Consider the following 21,002-nt stretch of genomic DNA (forward strand, 5'->3'; position numbering starts at 1 on the left):
AGCCAATGGCCCTGCCCCGTATCACCTCGCCCCACGCCAAGGGCGCCAACCGGACCCAGCGCGTCATGCTGCTGGTACTCGCGGCCACCCTGCCCGGGGTGGTCGCCCTGACCTGGCTGTATGGCGCCGGCACCCTGATCAACCTGGCCTGGACCTGCGCCACCGCACTCGCCTTCGAAGCGGCGATCCTCAGGTTGCGCCAGCGCCCGGTCGGCTTCTTCCTGCGTGACGGCAGCGCGCTGGTCACCGCCGTGCTGCTGGCCTTGGCATTGCCGCCGTATTCGCCATGGTGGCTGACGCTGATCGCCAGCGGTTGCGCCATCGTCTTCGGCAAGCAGCTCTACGGCGGGCTCGGGCAGAACCCCTTCAACCCCGCGATGATCGGCTACGTGGTGGTGCTGATCTCCTTCCCGGTGGAGATGACCACCTGGCCCGTGCCGCACAGCGTCGGGTTGGGCAGCGGCCTGCAGCACATCCTCGGCATCGCCTCGTTGCCGGATGGCTGGACCCAGGCCACCGCCCTGGACGTGCTGAAAGTGAACAACAGCCTCACCATCGACGAGCTCTGGCGCAATCCCGCCTTCGGCCATTTCGGCGGCATCGGCTCGGAAGTGGTGAACCTGGCGTTCCTCGCCGGCGGCCTGTTCCTGTTGCACAAGCGCCTGTTCAGCTGGCATGCGCCGGTCGGCATGCTCGGCGCCCTGGCACTGATGAGCCTGGTGTTCTGGAACGGCTCGGGCTCGGACAGCAACGGCTCGCCGCTGTTTCACCTGCTCAGCGGCGCCACCATGCTCGGCGCCTTCTTCATCGTCACCGATCCGGTGAGCAGCGCCACCAGCCCGCACGGCCGCCTGATCTTCGGCACCGGCGTCGGCATCCTGGTCTACGTCATCCGCGCCTGGGGCGGCTACCCGGACGCGGTGGCCTTCAGCGTGCTGCTGATGAACCTGGCCGCGCCGACCATCGACTACTACACCCGCCCGCGCACCTACGGCCATCGCAAGGCCGAGCGCGGCTTCAAGCTGGGCGAATGACATGATGCTTCCGGAAATCAGCCGCTCGATGCTGAAGAACGCCGCGGTACTGGGCCTGTTCGCCATCGTCACCGTTGGCGTCGTGACCCTGCTCCAGCAAGGTACCGCCGAGCGCATCCAGGCCGCCGAACGTGCCGCGCAGGTGCGCGCACTGGGCGAGATCCTTCCCGCCGGCAGCTACGACAACGCCCTGCCGGACCACAGCGTCCTGCTCCAGGATCGCCTGCTGGGCAACAAGAGCCCGCTACCGGCCTATATCGCCATCAAGGACGGTCGCCCCAGCGCGGTGATCCTCCAGGCCATCGCCCCGGATGGCTACAGCGGCGCCATCCACCTGCTGGTGGGCATCTGGGCCGATGGCCGGGTAGCGGGCGTGCGGGTCCTCGGGCACCGCGAGACACCGGGCCTAGGCGACAGGATCGAACTGACCAAGAGCCCGTGGATTCGCAGCTTCGACGGCAAGTCGCTGGAGAACCCGCAAGCCGAGGGCTGGGCCGTGAAGAAGGACCGCGGCACATTCGACCAGTTCGCCGGCGCCACCATCACGCCGCGCGCGGTGGTCGCCGCGGTGCACCGCGCGCTGCAGTACTTCGATGCGCACAAGGCCGAACTGCTGACGACCGATGCCGGCACGGCGGAAGCGTCGGAGCCGCTCGACGACCAGAGCGACCAAAGCGAACCCGCCGAAGTCACCACCCATTCCCGCGCGGGCGACGCCGCGACACGCGACGCGCTGCGCGCGAGCGAACCTGAAGTCAAACCGGAGGGGGACCAGCCATGAGTGCGCCCAGCTACCGCGAACTGACCGTCAACGGCCTGTGGAAGAACAACCCGGCACTGGTGCAGCTGCTCGGGCTCTGCCCACTGCTCGGGGTGAGCAACTCGACGGTCAACGCCCTCGGCCTGGGCCTGGCCACCATGCTGGTGCTGACCTGCTCCAACATCAGCGTGTCGCTGGTACGTGGCGTGGTCAACACCGCCGTGCGTCTGCCGGCCTTCGTGATGATCATCGCTGCGCTGACCACCTGCATCGAGCTGCTGATGCAGGCCTTCACCTACGAGCTGTACCAGATCCTCGGCATCTTCATCCCGCTGATCACCACCAACTGCGTGATCCTCGGCCGCGCCGACGGCTTCGCCGCCAAGCACAACCCGCTGGTGGCCGGCTTCGACGGCCTGGTCATGGGGCTGGGTTTCTGCCTGGTGCTGGTGGTGCTCGGCGGCCTGCGCGAGCTGTTCGGCACCGGCGCCCTGTTCGCCAACATGCACCTGCTGTTCGGCCCCGTCGCCAGTGACTGGCAGCTCACCCTGTTCAGCGACTACAAGGGCTTCCTGCTGGCGATCCTGCCGCCTGGCGCATTCATCGTGCTCGGCCTGCTGATCGCCCTGAAGAACCGTATCGACGAGCGGCTCGCCGAGCGGGCCCGCGCCACGCAACCCGCCGCGCCCGCCGTCAACCGCCGGGTACGCGTGACCGGAGTGATCGAATGAGGGGGCAAGCGGCAAGCTTCAAGCGGCAAGCAGAAGCGGCAGCGATTCAGACACCGGCCCCCGGCTTGGCGCTTGTGGCCCGAAGCCTGGAGTTGTTTGCATGAACGCCGAGAAACGCCGGGAAATCTTCCGCCGCTTCCACGAGGACAACCCCGAGCCGAAAACCGAACTGGCCTACAGCACGCCCTTCGAGTTGCTGATCGCCGTCATCCTCTCGGCGCAGGCCACCGACGTCGGCGTGAACAAGGCCACCGCCAGGCTGTTCCCGGTCGCCAACACACCGGAGGCGATCCATGCACTGGGCGTCGAGGGGTTGTCGGAATACATCAAGACCATCGGCCTGTACAACAGCAAGGCGAAGAACGTCATCGAAGCCTGCCGCATCCTGATCGAGAAGCATGGCAGCCAGGTCCCCGACAACCGCGAGGCGCTCGAGGCCCTGCCCGGCGTCGGCCGCAAGACCGCCAACGTGGTGCTCAACACCGCGTTCCGCCAGTTCACCATGGCGGTGGACACGCACATCTTCCGAGTCAGCAACCGCACCCGCATCGCCCCGGGCAAGAACGTGCTGGAGGTGGAACGCAAGCTGATCAAGTTCGTGCCCAAGGAATACCTGCTGGATGCCCATCACTGGCTGATCCTGCACGGGCGCTACGTCTGCAAGGCGCGCAAACCGCAGTGTGGCAGTTGCCGGATCGAGGACCTGTGCGAGTACAAGCACAAGACTTCGGACGATTGATCGCGCACGTAAAAATCTTGCCTGGCGATTGAAAAAAACTTTTTTACCGGCCCCGGATTTGCCGCTATAAGGTGCGCCAAGAGCGCCCCATAGCCTTGGAGTGAACAAGTGGCCGAGAAAGAAGACATTCAGATCGAAGACGATTTCATCGCCGAAGACGACGACGAGAGCGGCGAAGCCCCCGTCGAGGTCGCCAAGACCAACCTGACCAAGCGCCGGATCATCGACAACCTGCTCGAGGAGCGCCGCCTGCAGAAACAATTGAACGACTTCGACTTCGATCTGTAAGCAAAAAAGCCCCGCAAGGGGCTTTTTCATATCTGCCGGTCAGGCCCGTAAGGCGGGCCAAAGCGGATAGTCCGATGTTCGGGTGAGCGAACGCATGCGGTAGGTTGGCGCTGAGCGCAGCGAAGCCCAACAGGGATCGACACGAACCCGTTGGGCTTCGTCGCTTCGCTCCTCAACCCAACCTACACACAAAAAGCCCCGCAAGGGGCTTTCATTCAGTCGCCCCGCTGCGGCGACAGCAGCTCGATCTTGTAGCCGTCCGGGTCCTCGACGAAGGCGAGGATACTCGAGCCATGCTTCATCGGCCCCGGCTCGCGGGTGATCTTGCCGCCGCGCGCACGGATGTCCTCACACGCCTTGTAGACGTCCTCGACTTCCAGGGCGATATGCCCGTAGCCGTCGCCCAGTTCGTACTTTTCCACGCCCCAGTTGTGGGTCAGCTCGATCACGCTGTTGTGCGCCTCGTCACCGTAGCCGACGAAGGCCAGGGTGAATTTGCCTTCCGGATAGTCCTTGCGGCGCAGCAGGGTCATGCCCAGCACCTCGGTATAGAAGGCGATGGATTTGTCCATGTCGCCGACACGCAGCATGGTATGCAGCAGTCTCATGTTCGGGTTCTCCTCGTTCGGCAGTGCTTGTGGCCATGCAGAAAGCAAGACCCCGGCGCATGGCCGGGGTCGGTCAGGCTCAGGCGCGCCAGCTTATCAGAACTGGGTACGGCCCTTGCCGGCAGCGATGCGCATGCGCAGCGCGTTGAGCTTGATGAAGCCACCGGCGTCGGCCTGGTCGTAGGCGCCGGCATCGTCCTCGAAGGTGGCGATGTTGGCATCGAACAGCGAATCGTCGGACTTGCGGCCGACGACGATGACGTTGCCCTTGTACAGCTTCAGGCGTACCACGCCGTTCACGTTGACCTGGGAAGCGTCGATCATCTGCTGCAGCATGCTGCGCTCCGGGCTCCACCAGTAGCCGTTGTAGATCAGGCTGGCGTACTTGGGCATCAGCTCGTCTTTCAGGTGGGCCACTTCGCGGTCGAGGGTGATCGACTCGATGGCGCGGTGGGCCTTGAGCATGATGGTGCCGCCGGGGGTCTCGTAGCAGCCGCGCGACTTCATGCCGACGTAGCGGTTCTCGACGATGTCCAGGCGGCCGATGCCGTTCGCGCCACCGATGCGGTTCAGCTCGGTCAGCACCTGGGCCGGGGTCATGTCCTTGCCGTCGATGGCGACGATGTCACCCTTGCGATAGGTCAGCTCGATGTAGGTCGGGGCGTCCGGCGCGGCTTCCGGGGACTTGGTCCAGCGCCACATGTCCTCTTCGTGCTCGGTCCAGGTGTCTTCCAGCACGCCGCCCTCGTAGGAGATGTGCAGCAGGTTGGCGTCCATGGAGTACGGCGACTTCTTCTTGCCGTGGCGTTCGATCGGGATGCCGTGCTTCTCGGCGTAGTCCATCAGCTTCTCGCGCGAGAGCAGGTCCCACTCGCGCCAGGGGGCGATGACCTTGACGCCGGGCTTGAGCGCGTAGGCGCCCAGCTCGAAGCGCACCTGGTCGTTGCCCTTGCCGGTGGCACCGTGGGAGATGGCGTCGGCGCCGGTGGCGTTGGCGATCTCGATCAGGCGCTTGGCGATCAGCGGACGGGCGATGGAGGTACCCAGCAGGTACTCGCCTTCGTAGACGGTGTTGGCGCGGAACATCGGGAAGACGAAATCGCGGACGAACTCTTCGCGCAGGTCGTCGATGAAGATTTCCTTCACGCCCAGCGCCTGGGCCTTGGCACGGGCCGGCTCGACTTCCTCGCCCTGGCCGAGGTCGGCGGTGAAGGTCACCACTTCGCAGTTATAGGTGTCTTGCAGCCACTTGAGAATCACCGAGGTGTCCAGGCCACCGGAATAGGCCAGAACCACCTTCTTAACGTCCGCCATGCCATCAGCTCCACGGGTTGTACGGAAAACTCGTGATTCTACCGATCGCGGCCGCGGTTTTACAGGGGCGCGCGGCCATGTCGACATGCGGAGAGCCTGCTCAGGACGATGGGCCTGCCGTGGCGGCCGAGGCGGTCGCCGATACCGCTTCGCGCTCCAGGCGCAGGGTCACGCGGCGGTTCTTCGCCCGGTTGGCCTCGCTGCTGTTGGCCACCAGCGGGTAGCGCTCGCCATGGAAGCGCAGGGTGATCTGTTCCTGCGGCACACCGTTGGCGAGCAGGTAGTCCTGCACCGCCAGGGCGCGACGGCGGGACAGGTCGCGGTTGAGCAGACGGTTGCCGCTGTTATCGGAGTGGCCGTCGAGGAGGATGCGATTGACGCTGGGGTCGGCGCGCAGGTACTGCAGGACGATATCCAGCCGCGCCCGCGCCCGAGGGTCCAGCACCACGTCGGCGCTGGGGAAACCGAGTTGCGATTGGCGCACCTGATCGAAATTCACCGGCAGCAGCTTGGCGGTGCAGGCCCGGTAATCTTCGTAGGCCTTGCCGAAGCGCGCCGGCAGCAGGCGGATCTCCAGGGCCTCGCCACCGTGCAGCGTGCGATGGCGAACCACCGGGCTGCGGCCTTCGAGCAAGCCGCTGAGCAACCGGCCGGCCTGCAGGTGGGTGCTGTTGAATGGAATCTCGCCGCCGCCCACGGACACCACACCCAGGTTGATATCGCTGCGCGTCGGTTGCCAGGGCGCGGCGGCCGCGAGCAGGGTCGCCGAGCCGGCGCCGAGCCAGCGCTGCGGCGACTGCAGGCGGAAGATCGCCTGCTCGCCGGCGCGCCGCACGAACTCACCGCTGCCGAAACCGGCGATGGGTTGCACCAGCCGGCACTCGAACTGATCGCCCTCGACCTGCCACTGCACCCGTTCCAGGCGGGTCTGGAACGTCAGGGCATTGGCCGGTGAGGCCAGCAGGCACAGCATTACGAGAGGACGCAGGCGCACGATGAGCTCCGGGAGGATGCGTGTTCCTGTTGCGTATCGGTGCGCATGGGCAAAACTTGAGTACGGCATCCGGCCCGCAGGCCGCGAATGCAGCGGCCCGTCCTTCGGCAAGATGCCGTGAGCGGGCTTTTCCGGTAGCATTCGCGCACGTTTCACCCGCCTGGAAACCCGCATGTCCGACCGACTCACACTGTTGCGCCCCGACGACTGGCACATCCACCTGCGCGATGGCGCGGTCCTGCCCCATACGGTGGCCGACGCCGCCCGCCAGTTCGCGCGCGCGATCATCATGCCCAACCTGGTGCCGCCGGTACGCAACGCCGACGAGGCCGCGGCCTATCGCCAGCGCATCCTCGCCGCGCGTCCGGCGGGCAGTCGTTTCGAACCGCTGATGGTGCTCTATCTCACCGACAGCACCAGCCCCGACGATATCCGGCGGGCCAAGGCCAGCGGCTTCGTGCATGCGGCCAAGCTGTATCCGGCCGGCGCCACCACCAACTCGGCCTCCGGCGTGACCGCCATCGACAACATCTTCGGCGTGCTGGAAACCATGGCCGAGGAAGGCCTGCCGCTGCTGGTCCATGGCGAGGTGACCCGGGGCGAGATCGACATCTTCGATCGCGAGAAGTATTTCATCGACGAGCAGTTGAGCCGGGTGACTGCGCGTTTCCCGACGCTGAAGGTGGTCTTCGAGCACATCACCACCCGCGATGCCGTGCAGTTCGTCGAGGCGGCCGGCAGCAACGTCGGCGCCACCGTCACCGCGCACCACCTGCTGTACAACCGCAACCACATGCTGGTCGGCGGCATCCGCCCGCACCTGTTCTGCCTGCCGGTGCTCAAGCGCAACCTGCACCAGGAGGCGCTGCTCGACGCGGCCACCAGCGGCAACCCGAAATTCTTCCTCGGCACCGACTCGGCGCCGCATGCCCGGCACGCCAAGGAAGCCGCCTGCGGCTGCGCCGGCTGCTATACCGCGCATGCCGCCATCGAGCTGTATGCCGCCGCCTTCGAGCAGCGCCAGGCGCTGGACAAGCTGGAGGCCTTCGCCAGCCACTTCGGCGCGGACTTCTACGGCCTGCCGCGCAACACCGAGCAGATCACCCTGGTCCGCCAGGACTGGGACGTACCGGCCAGCCTGCCGTTCGGCGAGCAAGTGGTCGTCCCGCTGCGCGCCGGTGAACGCCTGCACTGGCGCCTGGAGGAAAGCGTATGAGCGACGACAGTTTCGACGACGAACTCGAGGGCCATCTGCCCGGCAAGCCGCGCTCGCCCATGGCGCGGCGCTTCCGCGGTTTCCTGCCGGTGGTGATCGATGTCGAGTGTGGCGGCTTCAACTGCGCCACCGACGCCCTGCTGGAAATCGCCGCGGTGACCATCGGCATGGACGAACAGGGCCTGCTCTACCCGCAGGACACCCTGTTCTATCGCGTCGAGCCCTTCGCCGGCGCCAACATCGAGGCCGCCGCGCTGGAGTTCACCGGCATCAAGCTCGACCACCCGCTGCGCATGGCGGTGGCCGAATCGCACGCGCTCGGCGAGATCTTCCGCAGCGTGCGCAAGGCGGTGAAGTCCAGTGGCTGCAAGCGCGCGATCCTGGTCGGCCACAACAGCAGCTTCGACCTGGGGTTCCTCAACGCCGCCATCGCCCGCTGCGAGATCAAGCGCAACCCCTTCCACCCCTTCTCCAGCTTCGACACCGCGACCCTGGCCGGCCTCGCCTACGGCCAGACCGTACTGGCCAAGGCCTGCCAGGCCGCCGGCATCGACTTCGACGGCCGCGAGGCGCACTCGGCCCGCTACGACACCGAGAAGACCGCCGAGCTGTTCTGCGGCATCGTCAACCGCTGGAAGGAAATGGGCGGCTGGGAAGAATTCGACGACTGAGCAGCGCCCCTGCTGGCGAGCCCGCACGGGCCCGCCAGCAGGCCTTACGCCAGCGCCTGCTCCAGCACGCGCGCCACATGCAGCGCCGTGCGCTGGGCACCAGCGTGGATCTGGTGTCGGCAACTGGTGCCGTCGGCAACCACCAGATCGCCGGCCTCGGCCTGGCGAATCGCCGGTAGCAGCGCCAGCTCCGCCATCTGCATCGACGCCTCGTAGTGCTCGCGCTCGTAGCCGAAACTGCCGGCCATGCCGCAGCAGGAGGTTTCGATGGTTTGGACCTGCAGGTCCGGTATCCAGCGCAGTACCCGCTCCACCGGCCGCAGCGCATCGAACGCCTTCTGGTGGCAATGGCCATGCAACAGCGCCCGCGACGTGTCCAGCGCCTTGAGCACGAGCTGCAGACGGCCGGCATCGTGTTCCCGGACGAGAAACTCCTCGAACAGCAGGGATGCCTTGGCCAGCGCCCTAGCCTCTTCGCCGTAGCCATAACGCAGGAACTCGTCGCGCATCGTCAGCAGGCACGAGGGTTCCAGCCCGACGATGCTCACCCCGCGCAGGACGAACGGCAGCAGGTGGTCGAGGGTGCGCCGCGCCTCGGCCTTGGCCTTGTCGACCTGCCCCGAAGCCAGGTAGGTGCGCCCGCAGCACAGCGGCCGCTGCTCTGGCGGCTGGTTGAAGTGCACGCGATAGCCGGCCGCCTCCAGCACCCGGCAGGCTGCGCGCGCATTCTCGGGCTCCATGTAGTTGTTGAAGGTGTCGACGAACAACAGGACTTCCCGGGTCGACGTCGGCGAGCTCGCACGGGTGGTCGCCAGGAAGTCGCCGTCGAAGCGCGGCAGCGCCCGCTGCTCGGCCAGGCCGAGCCCACGCTTGAACCAGCGTGACAGCAGCGGCAGGCGCTCGACGGCGGCGCTCAGGCCAGCCAGATGGCGGGCATAGGGCGCATAGCGCGGCATCTCCGCCACCAGCCGTTCGCGCAGCGGCAGCGGGTTGTTCTTCGCCCAGGCGGCGCGCGCCTCGATTTTCATCCGCGCCATGTCCACACCGGTCGGGCATTCGCGCTTGCAGCCCTTGCACGAGACGCACAGGTCGAGGGCGGCCTTGACGTCGGCGCTGGCCAGCCCTTCCGTGCCCAGCTGGCCGGACAGCGCCAGGCGCAGGGTGTTGGCGCGGCCGCGGGTCAGGTGCTGCTCGTTGCGCGTGACGCGATAGCTGGGGCACATGGTGCCGGCGTCGAACTTGCGGCAATGGCCGTTGTTGTTGCACATCTCCACGGCCTTGATCAGCCCGCCGGTGGGGTCGCCGCCGCTGCCCGGCGCACTCTGCTCGCCGGTGAGCGGATCGCGCAGCACATCCCATTCCGACCAGTCCAGCGCCGGCTTGAGCGGAATCGGCCGGTAGCTCCTGGGAAAGCGGAAATAACCATGATCGTCCATCCGCGGGGTGTCGACGATCTTGCCCGGATTGAGCAGGTTCTCCGGGTCGAACAGCTGCTTGATCTCCTTGAACGCGGCATTGAGCTGCGGGCCGAACTGCCAGGCCACCCATTCGCCGCGGCAAAGGCCGTCGCCGTGCTCGCCGGAAAACGCGCCCTTGTAGGCGCGCACCAGTGCCGAGGCCTCCTCGGCGATGGCGCGCATCTTGTCCGCGCCGTCGCGACGCATGTCGAGGATCGGCCGCACGTGCAGCGTGCCGACGCTGGCATGGGCGTACCAGGTGCCCTCGGTGCCGTGCTTGTGGAACACCTCGGTGAGTTTGGCGGTGTATTCGGCCAGGTGCTCCAGCGGTACCGCGCAATCCTCGATGAAGGACACCGGCTTACCGTCGCCCTTCATGCTCATCATGATGTTCAGGCCGGCCTTGCGCACGTTCCACAGCGCCGTCTGTTCGCCGCCCTCGACCATGCCGACCACACTGCCCGGCAGACCGAGGTCGGCCATCAGCTCGTTCAGCCGCAGCAGCTGCCGGCGCAGCGCATCCGCGTCCTCGCCGGCGAACTCGACCAGCAGCAGCGCATCCGGCCGGCCGATCAGCGCCTTCTCGATCACCGGCTTGAACGCCGGGTTCTCCAGCGCCAGCTCGATCATGGTGCGATCGACCAGCTCGACCGCAGTGGGGTCGAGCTTGACGATATGCTGGGTCAGGTCCATCGACTGGTAGAAGGTGGGGAAATTCACCACCCCCAGCACCTTGTGCCGTGGCAGCGGCGCGAGCCTGAGCTTGATCCGCCGGGTCACGCCGAGGGTGCCCTCGGAACCGACCAGCAGGTGCGCCAAGTTGGTCTGCCCCTCCGGATCGTAGGGTCGCGGGTTCTGGCAGTCGAACAGGTCGAGGTTGTAGCCGCCGACCCGCCGCAGCACCTTGGGGTAGTGCTCGCGGATGTTCGCTCGCTCGCGCTCGGCGATGCGTTGCACTTCGCGGGCGATCTGGCGCACCCGGTCGCCCTGGGCAAGCTCGTGGAGGAAGCCGAAACGGCCCTCGCTGCCGTCGGCCAGCAGCGCGTCGATGCCCAGTACGTTGTGCACCATGTTGCCGTAGCGGATCGAGCGCGACCCGCAGGAATTGTTGCCCGCCATGCCGCCGAGGGTGCACTGGGCGGAGGTCGAGACGTCCACCGGGAACCACAGGCCGTGCGGCTTGAGCCAGCGGTTCAGGTCGTCGAGCACCATCCCCGGCTCGACCACCACCGTCAGCGCCTGCGGATCGAACTCGACGATCTGGTTCAGCCAGCGGCTGGCATCGACCACCAGCGCATCGCCCACGGTCTGGCCGCACTGGCTGGTGCCACCGCCACGGGCCAGCAGCGGCACCTTGGCGTCACGGGCGATATCCAGTGCCACCTGCAAGTCGTGCTGGTGGCGCGGGATCACCACGCCGACCGGCATGATCTGGTAGATCGAGGCATCCGTGGCATAGCGGCCGCGCGACGCCGTGTCGAACAGCACCTCACCGGCGATCTCGCGACGCAGCCGTGCCGCCAGCGCGGAGGCCCGCTCGGGCGGCACCTTGCTCGCCGGTATTCTGGGTTCGGTAAACGAAGTCATCATGACCTCCCATGTCAGCGGTCGAGGGGAATATCAGCGCGCGCCGTCCAGCGGATGCGCGGCGAAATAGTCCAGCGCGGCAAGCACGCCGCTGCCCTCGAGCTGGGCCCCGGAGAGCTTGAGGCCGGCCTCGCAGCCGCCGAGGGTGGCGATCAGCGTCAGGTCGTTGCAATCGCCCAGGTGGCCGATGCGGAACATCTTGCCCTTGGCCTTGCCCAGGCCGGTGCCCAGCGACAGATCGAAGCGCTGGTAGATCAACCGGCGCACGGCGTCGGCGTCGATCCCCTCGGGCATCACCACGCCGGTCAGTACCGGCGAGTAGACGCTCGGGTCCTGGCATTGCACTTCCAGCCCCCAGCATTCGATGGCCGTGCGCACACCGGCCGCCCAGCGCTGGTGGCGGGCGAACACCTGCGCCAGCCCCTCCTCGAGCAGCATGTCCAGCGCCTCGTTCAGGCCATACAGCAGGTTGGTGTTGGGCGTGTAGGGCCAGTAGCCGCTCGTGTTCATTTCCAGGATCTCGTCCCAGGCCCAGAAACTCTTCGGCAACTGCGCGCGACGGCTGGCCTCGATGGCCTTGTCGGAGACGGCATTGAAACTGATGCCCGGCGGCAGCATCAGGCCCTTCTGCGAGCCGGAAATGGTCACGTCGACGCCCCAGCCGTCGTGCTGGTAGTCGGCGCAGGCCAGGCCGGAGATGGTATCGACCATGAGCAGTGCCGGGTGGCCGGCCGCGTCGATCGCGCGACGCACGGCGGCGATGTCGCTGGTCACACCGGTGGAGGTCTCGTTGTGCACCACGCAGACGGCCTTGATCGTGTGACCGCTGTCCTCCCGCAGGCGCCGCTCGATCATGTCGGCCTGCACCCCATTGCGCCAGCCGTCGTAGCCCGGTAGCCCGAGGAATTCCGGTTCGAGCCCCAGGCGGCGGGCCATCCGTTCCCACAGCGTGGCGAAGTGACCGGTCTCGAACATCAGCACCCGGTCGCCTGCCGACAGTGTGTTGACCAGCGCCGCCTCCCAGGCGCCGGTGCCGGAGGCGGGATAGATGACCACCGGATGCCGGGTCTGGAAGATTTCGCGGATCTTGCGCAGCACCTCCAGCCCCAGCGCGCCGAATTCGGGGCCGCGGTGGTCGATGGTGGGGAGGCTCATGGCACGCAGGATGCGATCCGGTACCGGCGAGGGTCCGGGAATCTGCAGGAAATGGCGGCCGGATGGATGGAAGTCGAGCTTCAACATGGCGGTTCTCCGATTGTTCTTGATTTTGTATTTTGTGTTTTGAATTCAAAATCACTCAAAAAACGAGAAGCCTGTTCAGCGGATGCAGCCCTCGTTGCGCAGGCCGAGGATCTCCTCGGCGCTGATGCCGATGCCCTGCAGCACCTCGTCGGTATGCTCGGCGAACAACGGCGCCGGACGGCGGATCTGCGAGGGCGTGCGGGAGAACTTGCTGGGGAAGCCGATCGTCTTCATGGTGCCGATCACCGGGTGCTCGATCTGCTGGACCATTCCCCGGGCCAGGTAGTGCTCGTCCTGCATGGCCTGGGCGAAGTCGTTGATCGGCCCGGCCGGCACGCCGGCCTCGTCGCAGCGCTCGAGCCAGTGCGCGATCGGTTGCCGGGACAGGATGTCCTGGAGAATGTCTTCGAGCGCCTCGACGTTGCGCGCCCGGTCGCTGTTGGTGGCGAAGCGCTCGTCGGCCAGCAGGTCGTCGCGGCCGATCACGTCGCGGCACAGGCGCTCCCAGGTGCGCTGGTTGGCGCAGCCGAGCATCAGGTAGCCGTCCTGGGCCTTGATCGCCTGGTACGGGGCCGAGACCCTATGGCGCGAGCCGGTGGGTTGCGGCACCCTGCCCTCGGCGAAATAGGCCGCCGCCTCCCAGCTGAACCAGGGCAGGCCGCATTCGGTGATGGCGATGTCGATGTGCTGCCCTTCGCCGGTGTTCAGCTTGTGGATGTAGGCGGCCAGGATGGAGTAGATCGCGGTGATGCCGCCGCCGATGTCGTAGACCGCGACCCCGGTCTTCAACGGGCTGCGGCCCGGCTCGCCGGTCATCGACATCAACCCGCTCATGCCCTGGGCGACGAGATCGAAACCGCCCTTGTTGCGGTACGGCCCGGTCTGGCCGTAGCCGGAGATCGAGCAGTAGATGATGCCGGGGTTGATCCGGCTGATGGTCTCGTAGTCGATCTCCAGCGAACGGGTGACGCCCGGCCGGTAGTTCTCGACGATGACGTCGGCCTCGCGGGCCAGGCGATAGAAGATGTCCCGGGCGCGGCTGTCCTTGAGGTTCAGCGAGATGCTCTTCTTGTTGCGGTTGATCTGGAAGAAGCAGCTGGACTCGCCATTGACGTAGGGCCCCATCTGCCGGCTATCGTCGCCGCCGTTGGCCTTCTCGACCTTGATCACCTCGGCGCCCAGGTCGCCCAGCACCATGGTGCAGTACGGCCCGGCCATGATCTGGGAAATATCGAGGACTTTCATGTTCTGCAGTGCAAGCATGGGTGTTCTCCAGGCAGTGAGTGGCGATGTCATTCACCGCTCCATTGGAAGGGAGTCTTGCTGACGAAGCGCTCGACGGCGGCCTTGAAGTCCTGGCTGCCGTAGCAGGCCCGTATCCAGTCGTCGCCGGCCTGCGCCGCCGTGCGCCGGTGCTCCAGCACCCGGTTGATCAGGTCCTTGGACGCCTGCACGGTGAGCGGCGCCCGGCCGGCGAACGCCTGCGCCTTGTGCGCGACCTCGTGGTAGATCGCTTCCGGCTCGAATACCCCGCTGACCAGCCCCATGGCCGCGGCTTCGGGAGCTTCGATCAGCTTCGCCGCCATCAGGACTTCCTTGGTCCGCGCAACGCCCAGCAGGTCCATCAGCCGCGAGACGTTGCTCACCGACAGGCAGTTGCCGAGCGTCTCGGCGATCGGCACGCCGAATTTCAGCGACGGCGTGCAATAACGGAAATCGCAGGCCAGGGCGATGGCCGCCCCGCCGCCGACGCAGAAGCCCTCCAGCAGGGCGATGGTCGGCTTGCGCAGGCCTTCCAGCCCGGCGATGGCGCTGTCGATCCCACGCTCGTAGGCCACCCCCGCCTCACCATCCCCGAAGTCGGCGAACTGGCGGATGTCGGTCCCGGCGACGAACGCCTGGCCGCCGCAACCATGGAACACCACGGCGACGATGCTTCGATCGGCCTCCACTTCCCGGCACAGTCGGGCCAGCGCGTCGTACATCTCCCAGGTCATGGCGTTGCGGCTCTGCGGCCGGTTGAAGCCGATCCAGGCGACGCCCTGCTCGATACGGCAGTCGACCTGCCCCTTGGATATATCGGTCATGTTCTTGCCTCCGTCGAAACCGTCAGCCATAGATGGCATTCACTAGGGCCATGGCGAAGGCCGGCACGTAGGTGTTGATCAGCAGGATCAGTACCAGCACGCCGAGGAACCAGAGGTTGGTCCGGGTCGTGGCCCAGATGTCCGCCTTGGCGATGGAACAGGAGGCGATCAGCACGCTGGCCACCGGCGGCGTCTGCTGGCCGATGGCCAGGTTCAGCGTGACGATCAGGCCGAAGTGGATCGGGTCGATGCCGACGGCGAGCACCAGCGGCAGCACGATCGGCACCACCAGGATGATCGCCGCCGCCGAGTGCAGGAACATGCCGAGGATGAGGAAGATGATGTTGAGCAACGCCAGGATGACGTACTTGTTGTTGGTCAGCTCGCCGATCGAACTGGCCAGTTGCTGCGGCAGTTGCGTTTCGGTCAGGTACAGCCCGACCACCGCCGAACTCGCCACCAGCAGCATCACCACCGCCGTCTGCACGCCGGCGTCGAGGCAGGCCTTGTAGAAGGTGGCGAGGGTGAATTCCCGATACACCACGGCGCTGATGAAGATCGCCACCACCACCGCCAGCGCAGCGCCCTCGGTAGCCGTCACGATCCCGCCGAAAATGCCGCCGAGGATGATCACCGGGATCGACAGCGCCCAGATCGCTCCCTTGAAGGCCTCCCACAGCCGTTTGGCCTGGAAGCGGCCCTCCGAAGGGAAACCGTGCCGGCGCGCCAGGTAATAGCACATGCACGCCAGGCCAAGAGCGCCGAGCAGGCCCGGGAATATGCCGGCGACGAACATCTTGACCACCGATTCACCGGACATCACCGCATAGAGGATCATCGGGATCGACGGCGGCAGGATGATCGCCAGGCTCGCCGCCGAGGACGACAACGCGGCGGAAAATTCCTTCGAGTAGCCCTTGCTCCTCATCGCCGGGATCATGATGCTGCCGATGGCCGAGACGCCGGCCACGGCGGAGCCGGAGATTTCCGCGAAGAAGATCGAGGCGCCGATGGTCACCATCGACAACCCGCCCTTGATGAAGCCGAGCATGGCCGAGGCCAGGTCGATCAGGCGCCTGGAAATGCTCGAGGCGTTCATGATCGCGCCGGCCAGGATGAACAGCGGGATGGCGATCAGCGGGAAGCTGGTGGTGCCGTCGTACATGACCATCCCGATATTGGGGAGTGCCAGTTCGCCGTAGCTCAGGAAGATCGCGACCGCACCGACCACGCCCAGGGCGATGGCCACCGGGACGTTGATCAGTATCAGCAGGATCAGGCCGAGAAACATGTAGAGGATGGTCATTTCTTATTCTCCCGAGCGCCCGTCCGGGCGCTCTGTACCCATTCGGAACTCAGGCCTTGGCAAGCTTGATACCGGCCTCTTCCAGCTCGTGATCGACGAACCCGTCGCCCTTGGCACTCTCGATCACCTCCGGCAAGCGCAACAGCTCGGCGAGGATGAACAGCGCCGAGCCGATCGGCAGCACGGACTGGGTCAGTTGCAACGACACGCTGGTCAGGCTGACGAGCGTCGATCCCTCCAGGATGATGAGCACCTGCGTGCCGGTATAGGCCAGCAGCACGAAGAAGCCGATGGTGATCGCCTCGGCGACCAGCGCGATCGGCAGGCGCAGCTTGGGGGGAAAGTAATTCACCACGCTCGGGCAGCCGATGTGCGCCCCCTTGGCGGCGGCCAGCGCCGCGCCGTAATAGGTCAGCCAGGCCAGCCCGACCGAGGCCACCTCGTCGTACCAGCTGAAGGGCGAACCGGCGAGTCGCGAGACGAAGCCGATGGTGACCACCAGCGCCAATGCCACGACGTTGAGCACCACGATGGCTTCGAGAAACCGGGAAAAAACCTTTCTGAAAGCAGCGATGGAATTCATCAGCTCTCTCCGCTCTATCTGGGGCATCGCCGCATCGGACCCGATGCGGCGATGCGGAGGCAGGTGGGGGTCACATCTGGCGAAGTTGCTTCACCTTGTCGAGCATCGCCTGGCCGCCTTCGACTTCCGCGGCAAACTTGGCGTAGATCGCGGCGGAGCCATCGATGAAGGCCTGCTGGTCGACCTCGTTCACCTGCATGCCGGCGGCTTCCATCTTCGCCACCAGGCTCTCGTCGAGTGCCTGCCCCTGCTCCAGGGCATAGGCTTCCACCTGCTCGGCGGCTTCGCTCAGCGCCTGCCTCACGTCCTCGGGGAAGCGCTTCCAGCTGGCGCCGCTGAGTACGAAGGCGGGGGTGTAGACGTGGTTGGACATGGAGAGGTACTTCTGCACCTCGTGAAAGCGCTGCGAATAACTCTGTACCAGCGGGTTTTCCTGGCCATCCATCGCACCGGTCTGCAACGCCACGAACGCTTCGGAGAGCGCCATCGGGGCGGGGTTGGCGCCGTAGCTCTTGAACATCTCGACGCGCCAGATACCGTTGGGCGTTCTCAGTTTCAGGCCTTTCAGATCGCCCGGCACGACGATGGGGCGGGTGTTGTTGGTGATCTGCCGGACGCCGTTCTCCCAGACGCCGATGATCGTGTAGCCCTTGCTTTCCGCGGCCTTGTACATCACGTCGCGGACCAGCCCGTCACGCACACGCTTCATGTGTTCGCGATCGCTGATCAGGTAGGGCATTTCGAACAGCGAGAATTCCGGCGCCACGCTGCTCATCACGGTCGAGGGCAGCGCCAGGTCGAGCGAGCCGAGCTTGAGCTTGTTGAGCATCTGCGAGTCGTCGCCGAGCTGGCTGGAGCCATAGACCACGACCTTGGCCTTGCCTTCGAGCTTTTCATTGGCGATGCGCGCGAACTCGTTGGCCGAGAGTTCGAACAGGGAGCCCGGGCCACCGACATGGCCGAACTTGATCTGGATCTCCGCGGCCTGCACCACCGAGGCGGTGAGCCCCAACAGCGACCCGATCAACACCGATTTGAAGATTTTCATGCTGCTGCCTCCACTCTTGTTCTTATGAGGTGGTACCGCAATTACCCGTCGTTCAGGCCGCCCTGCCGCCAGCAGATGCGTTGAGACCGCACGAACCAAGGCCAGCCATCGCAGAAAATGAATTCATTATTCATTTCCAGAAACAGACAGTAGTTCAGCTTTTTTCCCTGCGCCAACCTGGAAGGAAAAATTTTCCGTTCTCGCAAGACCAACGGTCCGTACGGGGAAAGGTGCCGCGAGCTGCGCATTCGGCAGGGTCCCGGTGCAGGCGCTACCGGGCGCCCCGCCGCTCGCTCGAGTGGCGGGTACGCTTCGTGAGAAAGGGGGTCGCGAGGCCCGTTCAGGCCGGCAAGATACCGGCCTTGAAACCGGCCGCCTCGATGCCGACCATGGCCACGTGCTCGTCTTCGTCCGATGAGGCACCGCTGACCCCCACCGCCCCGATGACCTGATCGCGCTCGTCGAGGATCAGCACGCCGCCGGGCACGGGAATGAAATGCCCGTCGGAAGCCGCGGCGACCGATGCGAGGAATGCCGGACGCAGTTCATTACGCTCACCCACCGTCCGGCTGGAGACGCCGTTGCCCAGCGCGGCGAACGCCTTGCCCCGGGCGACCGGCAGGCGCAGCGGTGCGCAACCGTCCTCGCGCTCGGCGACAACGAGATTGCCGCCGCCGTCCATGACGTATGCGGTCAGTGGCTCCAGTTCCTGGGCCCTCGCCTCGGCGAAGGCCGCATCGAGGATACGGCGCGCCTGACTGCGGGAGATGACTACGCTTGCACGATAAACTTTTCCGGCCATGCCCTGGTTCCTCTCGGCTGTGATGGTCTTCCACGTCGTCCTGCGCACCGGCTCGCCGCGCGACGGCCGGTGCACAGGATGAACCGGCCGGCACGCAGGATCGCGAGAAAGTTTCCGCCGGCGGCGCTTTGCGCTATTTTGAATTCTTAATACAAAAGCTAGCACAGCCTAGCCAATCCGCCGTCCCAGCCATCCAGCAGGTGCCGATATGACGTTACCCGTCCAGGAAACCAGTGTGGAAAAGATCCAGCACAAGATTCTCTATCTGGAAGCCGCCAACCGGATCCGTGATCTGATCGAGCATGGGGGACTTGTGGCCGGTGAAAAGATCTCGGAAAAGCGGCTCTGCGAGAAATTCGGCATTTCGCGCACGCCGCTACGCGAAGCCCTGAAGGTGCTGACGTCCGAGGGCTTGGTGGAAATCCTGCCGAACCGCGGGGCGCGCGTCAGCCTACTGACTCTGAGCGACGTCGAGCACACCTACGACGTGATGGGCGCTCTGGAAGGGCTTGCCGGCGAGACGGCCTGCCGCCATCTGGACGACGACGAACTGGCGCACATCTGCGCGCTCCACCAGCAAATGGTCGGACACTACCAGCGCAAGGAACTGCAGGCCTACTTCCAGGCCAACCAGCAGATCCACGAGTGCATCCTCCAGGCATCGCGCAACCCCATCCTGCTCGAGATGTACAACAACCTCAGCCAGCGCATCAAACGGATCCGCTACACAATGGAAATGCACGAGGCGTTCTGGCGCAAGGCGATGAACGAGCACGAGGAGATGATCGAGGCGCTGCGCGATCGGGACGGGAAACGCCTGGGAGACATCCTCAGGGGGCACCTGAGCCACAAGCTCGAGGCGGTCAACCTAGCCGGCGTGATCAGCCCCGATTGACGACGAGTCGCCGAATGCCCGGTGTAGCCCGCAACCTGCGTTTCAGGATTCGGTGTTGCCGGCCGCTTTTTGTGGGAGCCCCGACCCCGGGGCGATGCTTTCAAGCTTCACCTGTACTGGACGCATAAGAAAAAGCCGCCAGAGCACAGTCTGACGGCTTCCACTTGCAGCTTGTAGCTTGCCGCTTATAGCCGCCTTACAGCGGCTTGCCGCGGTTGCCGTACTGCCCGACGAAGGCCTGCACGGCTTTCAGCTCGTTGGCCAGCACCGTGCAGCGCTCGGGCCGCTCGAAGAGGTCCGCCAGATGCGCCGGCAACTCCAGCGCCTTGCCGATGCCGGCCTTTTCCACCGCATCGGGGAATTTCACCGGATGCGCAGTGCCCAGGGTGACCATCGGGATGCTCAGGCTGCGACGGCATTCACGGGCGGCATGTACACCGATGGCGGTATGCGGATCGAGCACTTCGCCGGTCTGCGCGAATACCTGGGCGATGGTCGCGCAGGTCTGCTCGTCGTCCACCGCCAGCGAGTCGAACAGCTTGCGCGCCTCGGTCCAGCGGTCCTCTTCCACCGACAGCTTGCCGCTGGCCTTGAAGGCGTCCAGCAGCTCGGCCACCGCCCGGCCGTTGCGCCCGTGCAGGTCGAACAGCAAGCGCTCGAAGTTGGACGAGACCATGATGTCCATCGACGGCGACAGCGACGGGTGCAGGGTGTCCTTGTCGTAGCGGTTGCCGGACATGAAGCGGTGCAGGATGTCGTTGCGGTTGGTGGCGACGATCAGCTGGTTGATCGGCAGCCCCATGTTGCGCGCCAGGTAGCCGGCGAAGATATCGCCGAAGTTGCCGGTCGGTACCGAGAAGGCCACCGAGCGGGCCGGCCCGCCGAGCTGCAGCGCGGCGTGGAAGTAGTAGACGATCTGGGCCATGATCCGCGCCCAGTTGATCGAGTTGACCGCCACCAGCCGGGTGCCCTTGAGGAAGCCCTGGTCGGCGAAGCTGGCCTTGACCATCTCCTGGCAGTCGTCGAAGTTGCCTTCGATGGCGATGTTGTGGATGTTCTCGCCGAGGATGGTAGTCATCTGCCGACGCTGCACTTCGGATACGCGGTTGTGCGGGTGCAGGATGAAGATGTCGACGTTCTCGCAGCGGCGGCAGCCCTCGATGGCGGCCGAGCCGGTGTCGCCGGAAGTGGCGCCCATGATCACCACGCGCTCGCCGCGCTTGGCCAGCACGTAGTCGAGCAGGCGGCCGAGCAATTGCAGGGCGAAGTCCTTGAAGGCCAGGGTCGGGCCGTGGAACAGCTCGAGCACCCATTCATTGCCGTCCAGCTGGCGCAGCGGGGCGATGGCAGCATGGGCGAAGACGCCATAGGTTTCTTCGAGGATTTTCTTGAAGTCGGCATCGGGGATGCTGCCGGCGACGAACGGGCGCATCACCCGGAAGGCCAGCTCGTGGTACGGCAGGCCGGCCCAGGAGGCGATCTCCTCGACCGTGAAGCGCGGCAGGTTCTCCGGCACGTAGAGACCACCGTCGCTGGCCAGGCCGGCCAGCAGGACATCTTCGAAATTCAAGGCCGGCGCCTGGCCGCGGGTGCTGATGTAACGCATTGGATTCAAACCTTTGGTTTGAGCTGCAAGCCAC

At 65.7% G+C, this 21,002-nt stretch carries 20 protein-coding genes; 8 read left to right on the forward strand and 12 right to left on the reverse strand.

From position 1 onward, the window contains the following. Positions 1–5: 5 nt before the first annotated feature. From CXK94_RS16470 to CXK94_RS16490, 5 genes are all read left to right on the forward strand, one after another. Positions 6–1,034 carry an RnfABCDGE type electron transport complex subunit D gene (locus tag CXK94_RS16470; protein ID WP_102895140.1) on the forward strand — a complete coding sequence of 343 codons (1,029 nt, stop codon included), beginning with the start codon at positions 6–8 and terminating at the stop codon, positions 1,032–1,034. A gap of 1 nt (position 1,035) precedes the next feature. Continuing rightward, positions 1,036–1,815, forward strand: coding sequence for an electron transport complex subunit RsxG (gene rsxG / locus CXK94_RS16475; RefSeq protein WP_102895141.1), 780 nt, complete (start codon positions 1,036–1,038; stop codon positions 1,813–1,815). Continuing rightward, positions 1,812–2,525 (forward strand): electron transport complex subunit E, encoded by a 714-nt coding sequence (locus tag CXK94_RS16480; RefSeq protein WP_102895142.1) that lies wholly within the window; start codon positions 1,812–1,814, stop codon positions 2,523–2,525. Before rsxG ends, CXK94_RS16480 begins: the two co-directional genes overlap by 4 nt. 100 nt (positions 2,526–2,625) lie before the next feature. Next, a complete protein-coding gene (nth, locus tag CXK94_RS16485; RefSeq protein WP_102895143.1) occupies positions 2,626–3,264 on the forward strand; it encodes an endonuclease III in 639 nt (212 codons plus the stop codon). A 108-nt stretch (positions 3,265–3,372) separates the two neighbouring features. Further along, positions 3,373–3,552 carry a PA3496 family putative envelope integrity protein gene (locus CXK94_RS16490; RefSeq protein ID WP_102895144.1) on the forward strand — a complete coding sequence of 60 codons (180 nt, stop codon included), beginning with the start codon at positions 3,373–3,375 and terminating at the stop codon, positions 3,550–3,552. A 215-nt stretch (positions 3,553–3,767) separates the two neighbouring features. Here the strand turns inward: CXK94_RS16490 and gloA are convergent, their stop codons facing one another. The 3 genes from gloA to CXK94_RS16505 all read right to left on the reverse strand — a co-directional run bounded on the left by gloA (position 3,768) and on the right by CXK94_RS16505 (position 6,468). After that, positions 3,768–4,160: a lactoylglutathione lyase gene (gene gloA, locus CXK94_RS16495; protein ID WP_102895145.1), complete on the reverse strand. Its 393-nt coding sequence runs from the start codon at positions 4,158–4,160 to the stop codon at positions 3,768–3,770. A gap of 96 nt (positions 4,161–4,256) precedes the next feature. Then, positions 4,257–5,474, reverse strand: coding sequence for an argininosuccinate synthase (locus CXK94_RS16500; RefSeq protein ID WP_102895146.1), 1,218 nt, complete (start codon positions 5,472–5,474; stop codon positions 4,257–4,259). A 100-nt stretch (positions 5,475–5,574) separates the two neighbouring features. Then, positions 5,575–6,468, reverse strand: a complete 894-nt coding sequence (locus tag CXK94_RS16505; RefSeq protein WP_102895147.1) for a flagellar protein MotY — start codon at positions 6,466–6,468, stop codon at positions 5,575–5,577. A gap of 172 nt (positions 6,469–6,640) precedes the next feature. On the opposite strand from CXK94_RS16505, the gene pyrC reads away from it, so the two are divergent. Beyond that, the gene (pyrC, locus tag CXK94_RS16510; RefSeq protein WP_102895148.1) at positions 6,641–7,684 is read left to right on the forward strand and encodes a dihydroorotase; all 1,044 of its coding nucleotides are present in this window, start codon (positions 6,641–6,643) and stop codon (positions 7,682–7,684) included. Then, positions 7,681–8,355 (forward strand): ribonuclease T, encoded by a 675-nt coding sequence (rnt, locus tag CXK94_RS16515; RefSeq protein ID WP_037038661.1) that lies wholly within the window; start codon positions 7,681–7,683, stop codon positions 8,353–8,355. Before pyrC ends, rnt begins: the two co-directional genes overlap by 4 nt. A gap of 44 nt (positions 8,356–8,399) precedes the next feature. On the opposite strand, the gene CXK94_RS16520 is transcribed toward rnt, so the two are convergent. The 8 genes from CXK94_RS16520 to CXK94_RS16555 form a co-directional block, all read right to left on the reverse strand. After that, positions 8,400–11,399, reverse strand: a complete 3,000-nt coding sequence (locus CXK94_RS16520; RefSeq protein ID WP_102895149.1) for an FAD-binding and (Fe-S)-binding domain-containing protein — start codon at positions 11,397–11,399, stop codon at positions 8,400–8,402. A 33-nt stretch (positions 11,400–11,432) separates the two neighbouring features. After that, positions 11,433–12,641, reverse strand: coding sequence for a pyridoxal-phosphate-dependent aminotransferase family protein (locus CXK94_RS16525; RefSeq protein ID WP_102895150.1), 1,209 nt, complete (start codon positions 12,639–12,641; stop codon positions 11,433–11,435). A gap of 75 nt (positions 12,642–12,716) precedes the next feature. After that, the gene (locus tag CXK94_RS16530) at positions 12,717–13,904 is read right to left on the reverse strand and encodes a CaiB/BaiF CoA transferase family protein (RefSeq protein WP_102895151.1); all 1,188 of its coding nucleotides are present in this window, start codon (positions 13,902–13,904) and stop codon (positions 12,717–12,719) included. Between the two features lie 29 nt (positions 13,905–13,933). After that, the gene (locus CXK94_RS16535) at positions 13,934–14,728 is read right to left on the reverse strand and encodes an enoyl-CoA hydratase/isomerase family protein (protein ID WP_102895201.1); all 795 of its coding nucleotides are present in this window, start codon (positions 14,726–14,728) and stop codon (positions 13,934–13,936) included. A gap of 22 nt (positions 14,729–14,750) precedes the next feature. Next, positions 14,751–16,034, reverse strand: coding sequence for a TRAP transporter large permease (locus CXK94_RS16540; RefSeq protein ID WP_180984441.1), 1,284 nt, complete (start codon positions 16,032–16,034; stop codon positions 14,751–14,753). 49 nt (positions 16,035–16,083) lie between these two features. Then, positions 16,084–16,617 carry a TRAP transporter small permease gene (locus CXK94_RS16545; protein ID WP_102895152.1) on the reverse strand — a complete coding sequence of 178 codons (534 nt, stop codon included), beginning with the start codon at positions 16,615–16,617 and terminating at the stop codon, positions 16,084–16,086. A 70-nt stretch (positions 16,618–16,687) separates the two neighbouring features. Next, positions 16,688–17,665, reverse strand: a complete 978-nt coding sequence (locus tag CXK94_RS16550; protein WP_037038650.1) for a TRAP transporter substrate-binding protein — start codon at positions 17,663–17,665, stop codon at positions 16,688–16,690. A gap of 340 nt (positions 17,666–18,005) precedes the next feature. After that, complete coding sequence (locus tag CXK94_RS16555) at positions 18,006–18,467, reverse strand: GlcG/HbpS family heme-binding protein (protein WP_102895153.1); 462 nt, start codon at positions 18,465–18,467, stop codon at positions 18,006–18,008. 208 nt (positions 18,468–18,675) lie between these two features. On the opposite strand from CXK94_RS16555, the gene CXK94_RS16560 reads away from it, so the two are divergent. Further along, complete coding sequence (locus CXK94_RS16560) at positions 18,676–19,362, forward strand: GntR family transcriptional regulator (RefSeq protein WP_102895154.1); 687 nt, start codon at positions 18,676–18,678, stop codon at positions 19,360–19,362. 196 nt (positions 19,363–19,558) lie between these two features. Here CXK94_RS16560 and thrC read toward each other — a convergent pair whose 3' ends face one another. Then, positions 19,559–20,968, reverse strand: coding sequence for a threonine synthase (thrC, locus tag CXK94_RS16565; RefSeq protein ID WP_102895155.1), 1,410 nt, complete (start codon positions 20,966–20,968; stop codon positions 19,559–19,561). Between the last annotated feature and the right edge of the window lie 34 nt (positions 20,969–21,002).

Origin of the sequence: Stutzerimonas stutzeri (genome assembly GCF_002890915.1) — a bacterium.
Classification (GTDB): Bacteria; Pseudomonadota; Gammaproteobacteria; order Pseudomonadales; family Pseudomonadaceae; genus Stutzerimonas; species Stutzerimonas stutzeri_AF.

Excerpts from the sequence above, each read along its gene's own strand:
- CXK94_RS16500 (WP_102895146.1), bottom strand. The coding sequence starts at position 5,474 with ATGGCGGACGTTAAGAAGGTGGTTCTGGCCTATTCCGGTGGCCTGGAC.
- CXK94_RS16545 (WP_102895152.1), bottom strand. The coding sequence starts at position 16,617 with ATGAATTCCATCGCTGCTTTCAGAAAGGTTTTTTCCCGGTTTCTCGAA.
- CXK94_RS16520 (WP_102895149.1), bottom strand. The coding sequence starts at position 11,399 with ATGACTTCGTTTACCGAACCCAGAATACCGGCGAGCAAGGTGCCGCCC.
- rsxG (WP_102895141.1), top strand. The coding sequence starts at position 1,036 with ATGATGCTTCCGGAAATCAGCCGCTCGATGCTGAAGAACGCCGCGGTA.
- CXK94_RS16540 (WP_180984441.1), bottom strand. The coding sequence starts at position 16,034 with ATGACCATCCTCTACATGTTTCTCGGCCTGATCCTGCTGATACTGATC.
- CXK94_RS16525 (WP_102895150.1), bottom strand. The coding sequence starts at position 12,641 with ATGTTGAAGCTCGACTTCCATCCATCCGGCCGCCATTTCCTGCAGATT.
- CXK94_RS16530 (WP_102895151.1), bottom strand. The coding sequence starts at position 13,904 with ATGCTTGCACTGCAGAACATGAAAGTCCTCGATATTTCCCAGATCATG.
- rnt (WP_037038661.1), top strand. The coding sequence starts at position 7,681 with ATGAGCGACGACAGTTTCGACGACGAACTCGAGGGCCATCTGCCCGGC.
- CXK94_RS16535 (WP_102895201.1), bottom strand. The coding sequence starts at position 14,728 with ATGACCGATATATCCAAGGGGCAGGTCGACTGCCGTATCGAGCAGGGC.
- nth (WP_102895143.1), top strand. The coding sequence starts at position 2,626 with ATGAACGCCGAGAAACGCCGGGAAATCTTCCGCCGCTTCCACGAGGAC.
- CXK94_RS16550 (WP_037038650.1), bottom strand. The coding sequence starts at position 17,665 with ATGAAAATCTTCAAATCGGTGTTGATCGGGTCGCTGTTGGGGCTCACC.
- CXK94_RS16470 (WP_102895140.1), top strand. The coding sequence starts at position 6 with ATGGCCCTGCCCCGTATCACCTCGCCCCACGCCAAGGGCGCCAACCGG.
- pyrC (WP_102895148.1), top strand. The coding sequence starts at position 6,641 with ATGTCCGACCGACTCACACTGTTGCGCCCCGACGACTGGCACATCCAC.
- gloA (WP_102895145.1), bottom strand. The coding sequence starts at position 4,160 with ATGAGACTGCTGCATACCATGCTGCGTGTCGGCGACATGGACAAATCC.
- CXK94_RS16480 (WP_102895142.1), top strand. The coding sequence starts at position 1,812 with ATGAGTGCGCCCAGCTACCGCGAACTGACCGTCAACGGCCTGTGGAAG.
- CXK94_RS16560 (WP_102895154.1), top strand. The coding sequence starts at position 18,676 with ATGACGTTACCCGTCCAGGAAACCAGTGTGGAAAAGATCCAGCACAAG.
- CXK94_RS16555 (WP_102895153.1), bottom strand. The coding sequence starts at position 18,467 with ATGGCCGGAAAAGTTTATCGTGCAAGCGTAGTCATCTCCCGCAGTCAG.
- thrC (WP_102895155.1), bottom strand. The coding sequence starts at position 20,968 with ATGCGTTACATCAGCACCCGCGGCCAGGCGCCGGCCTTGAATTTCGAA.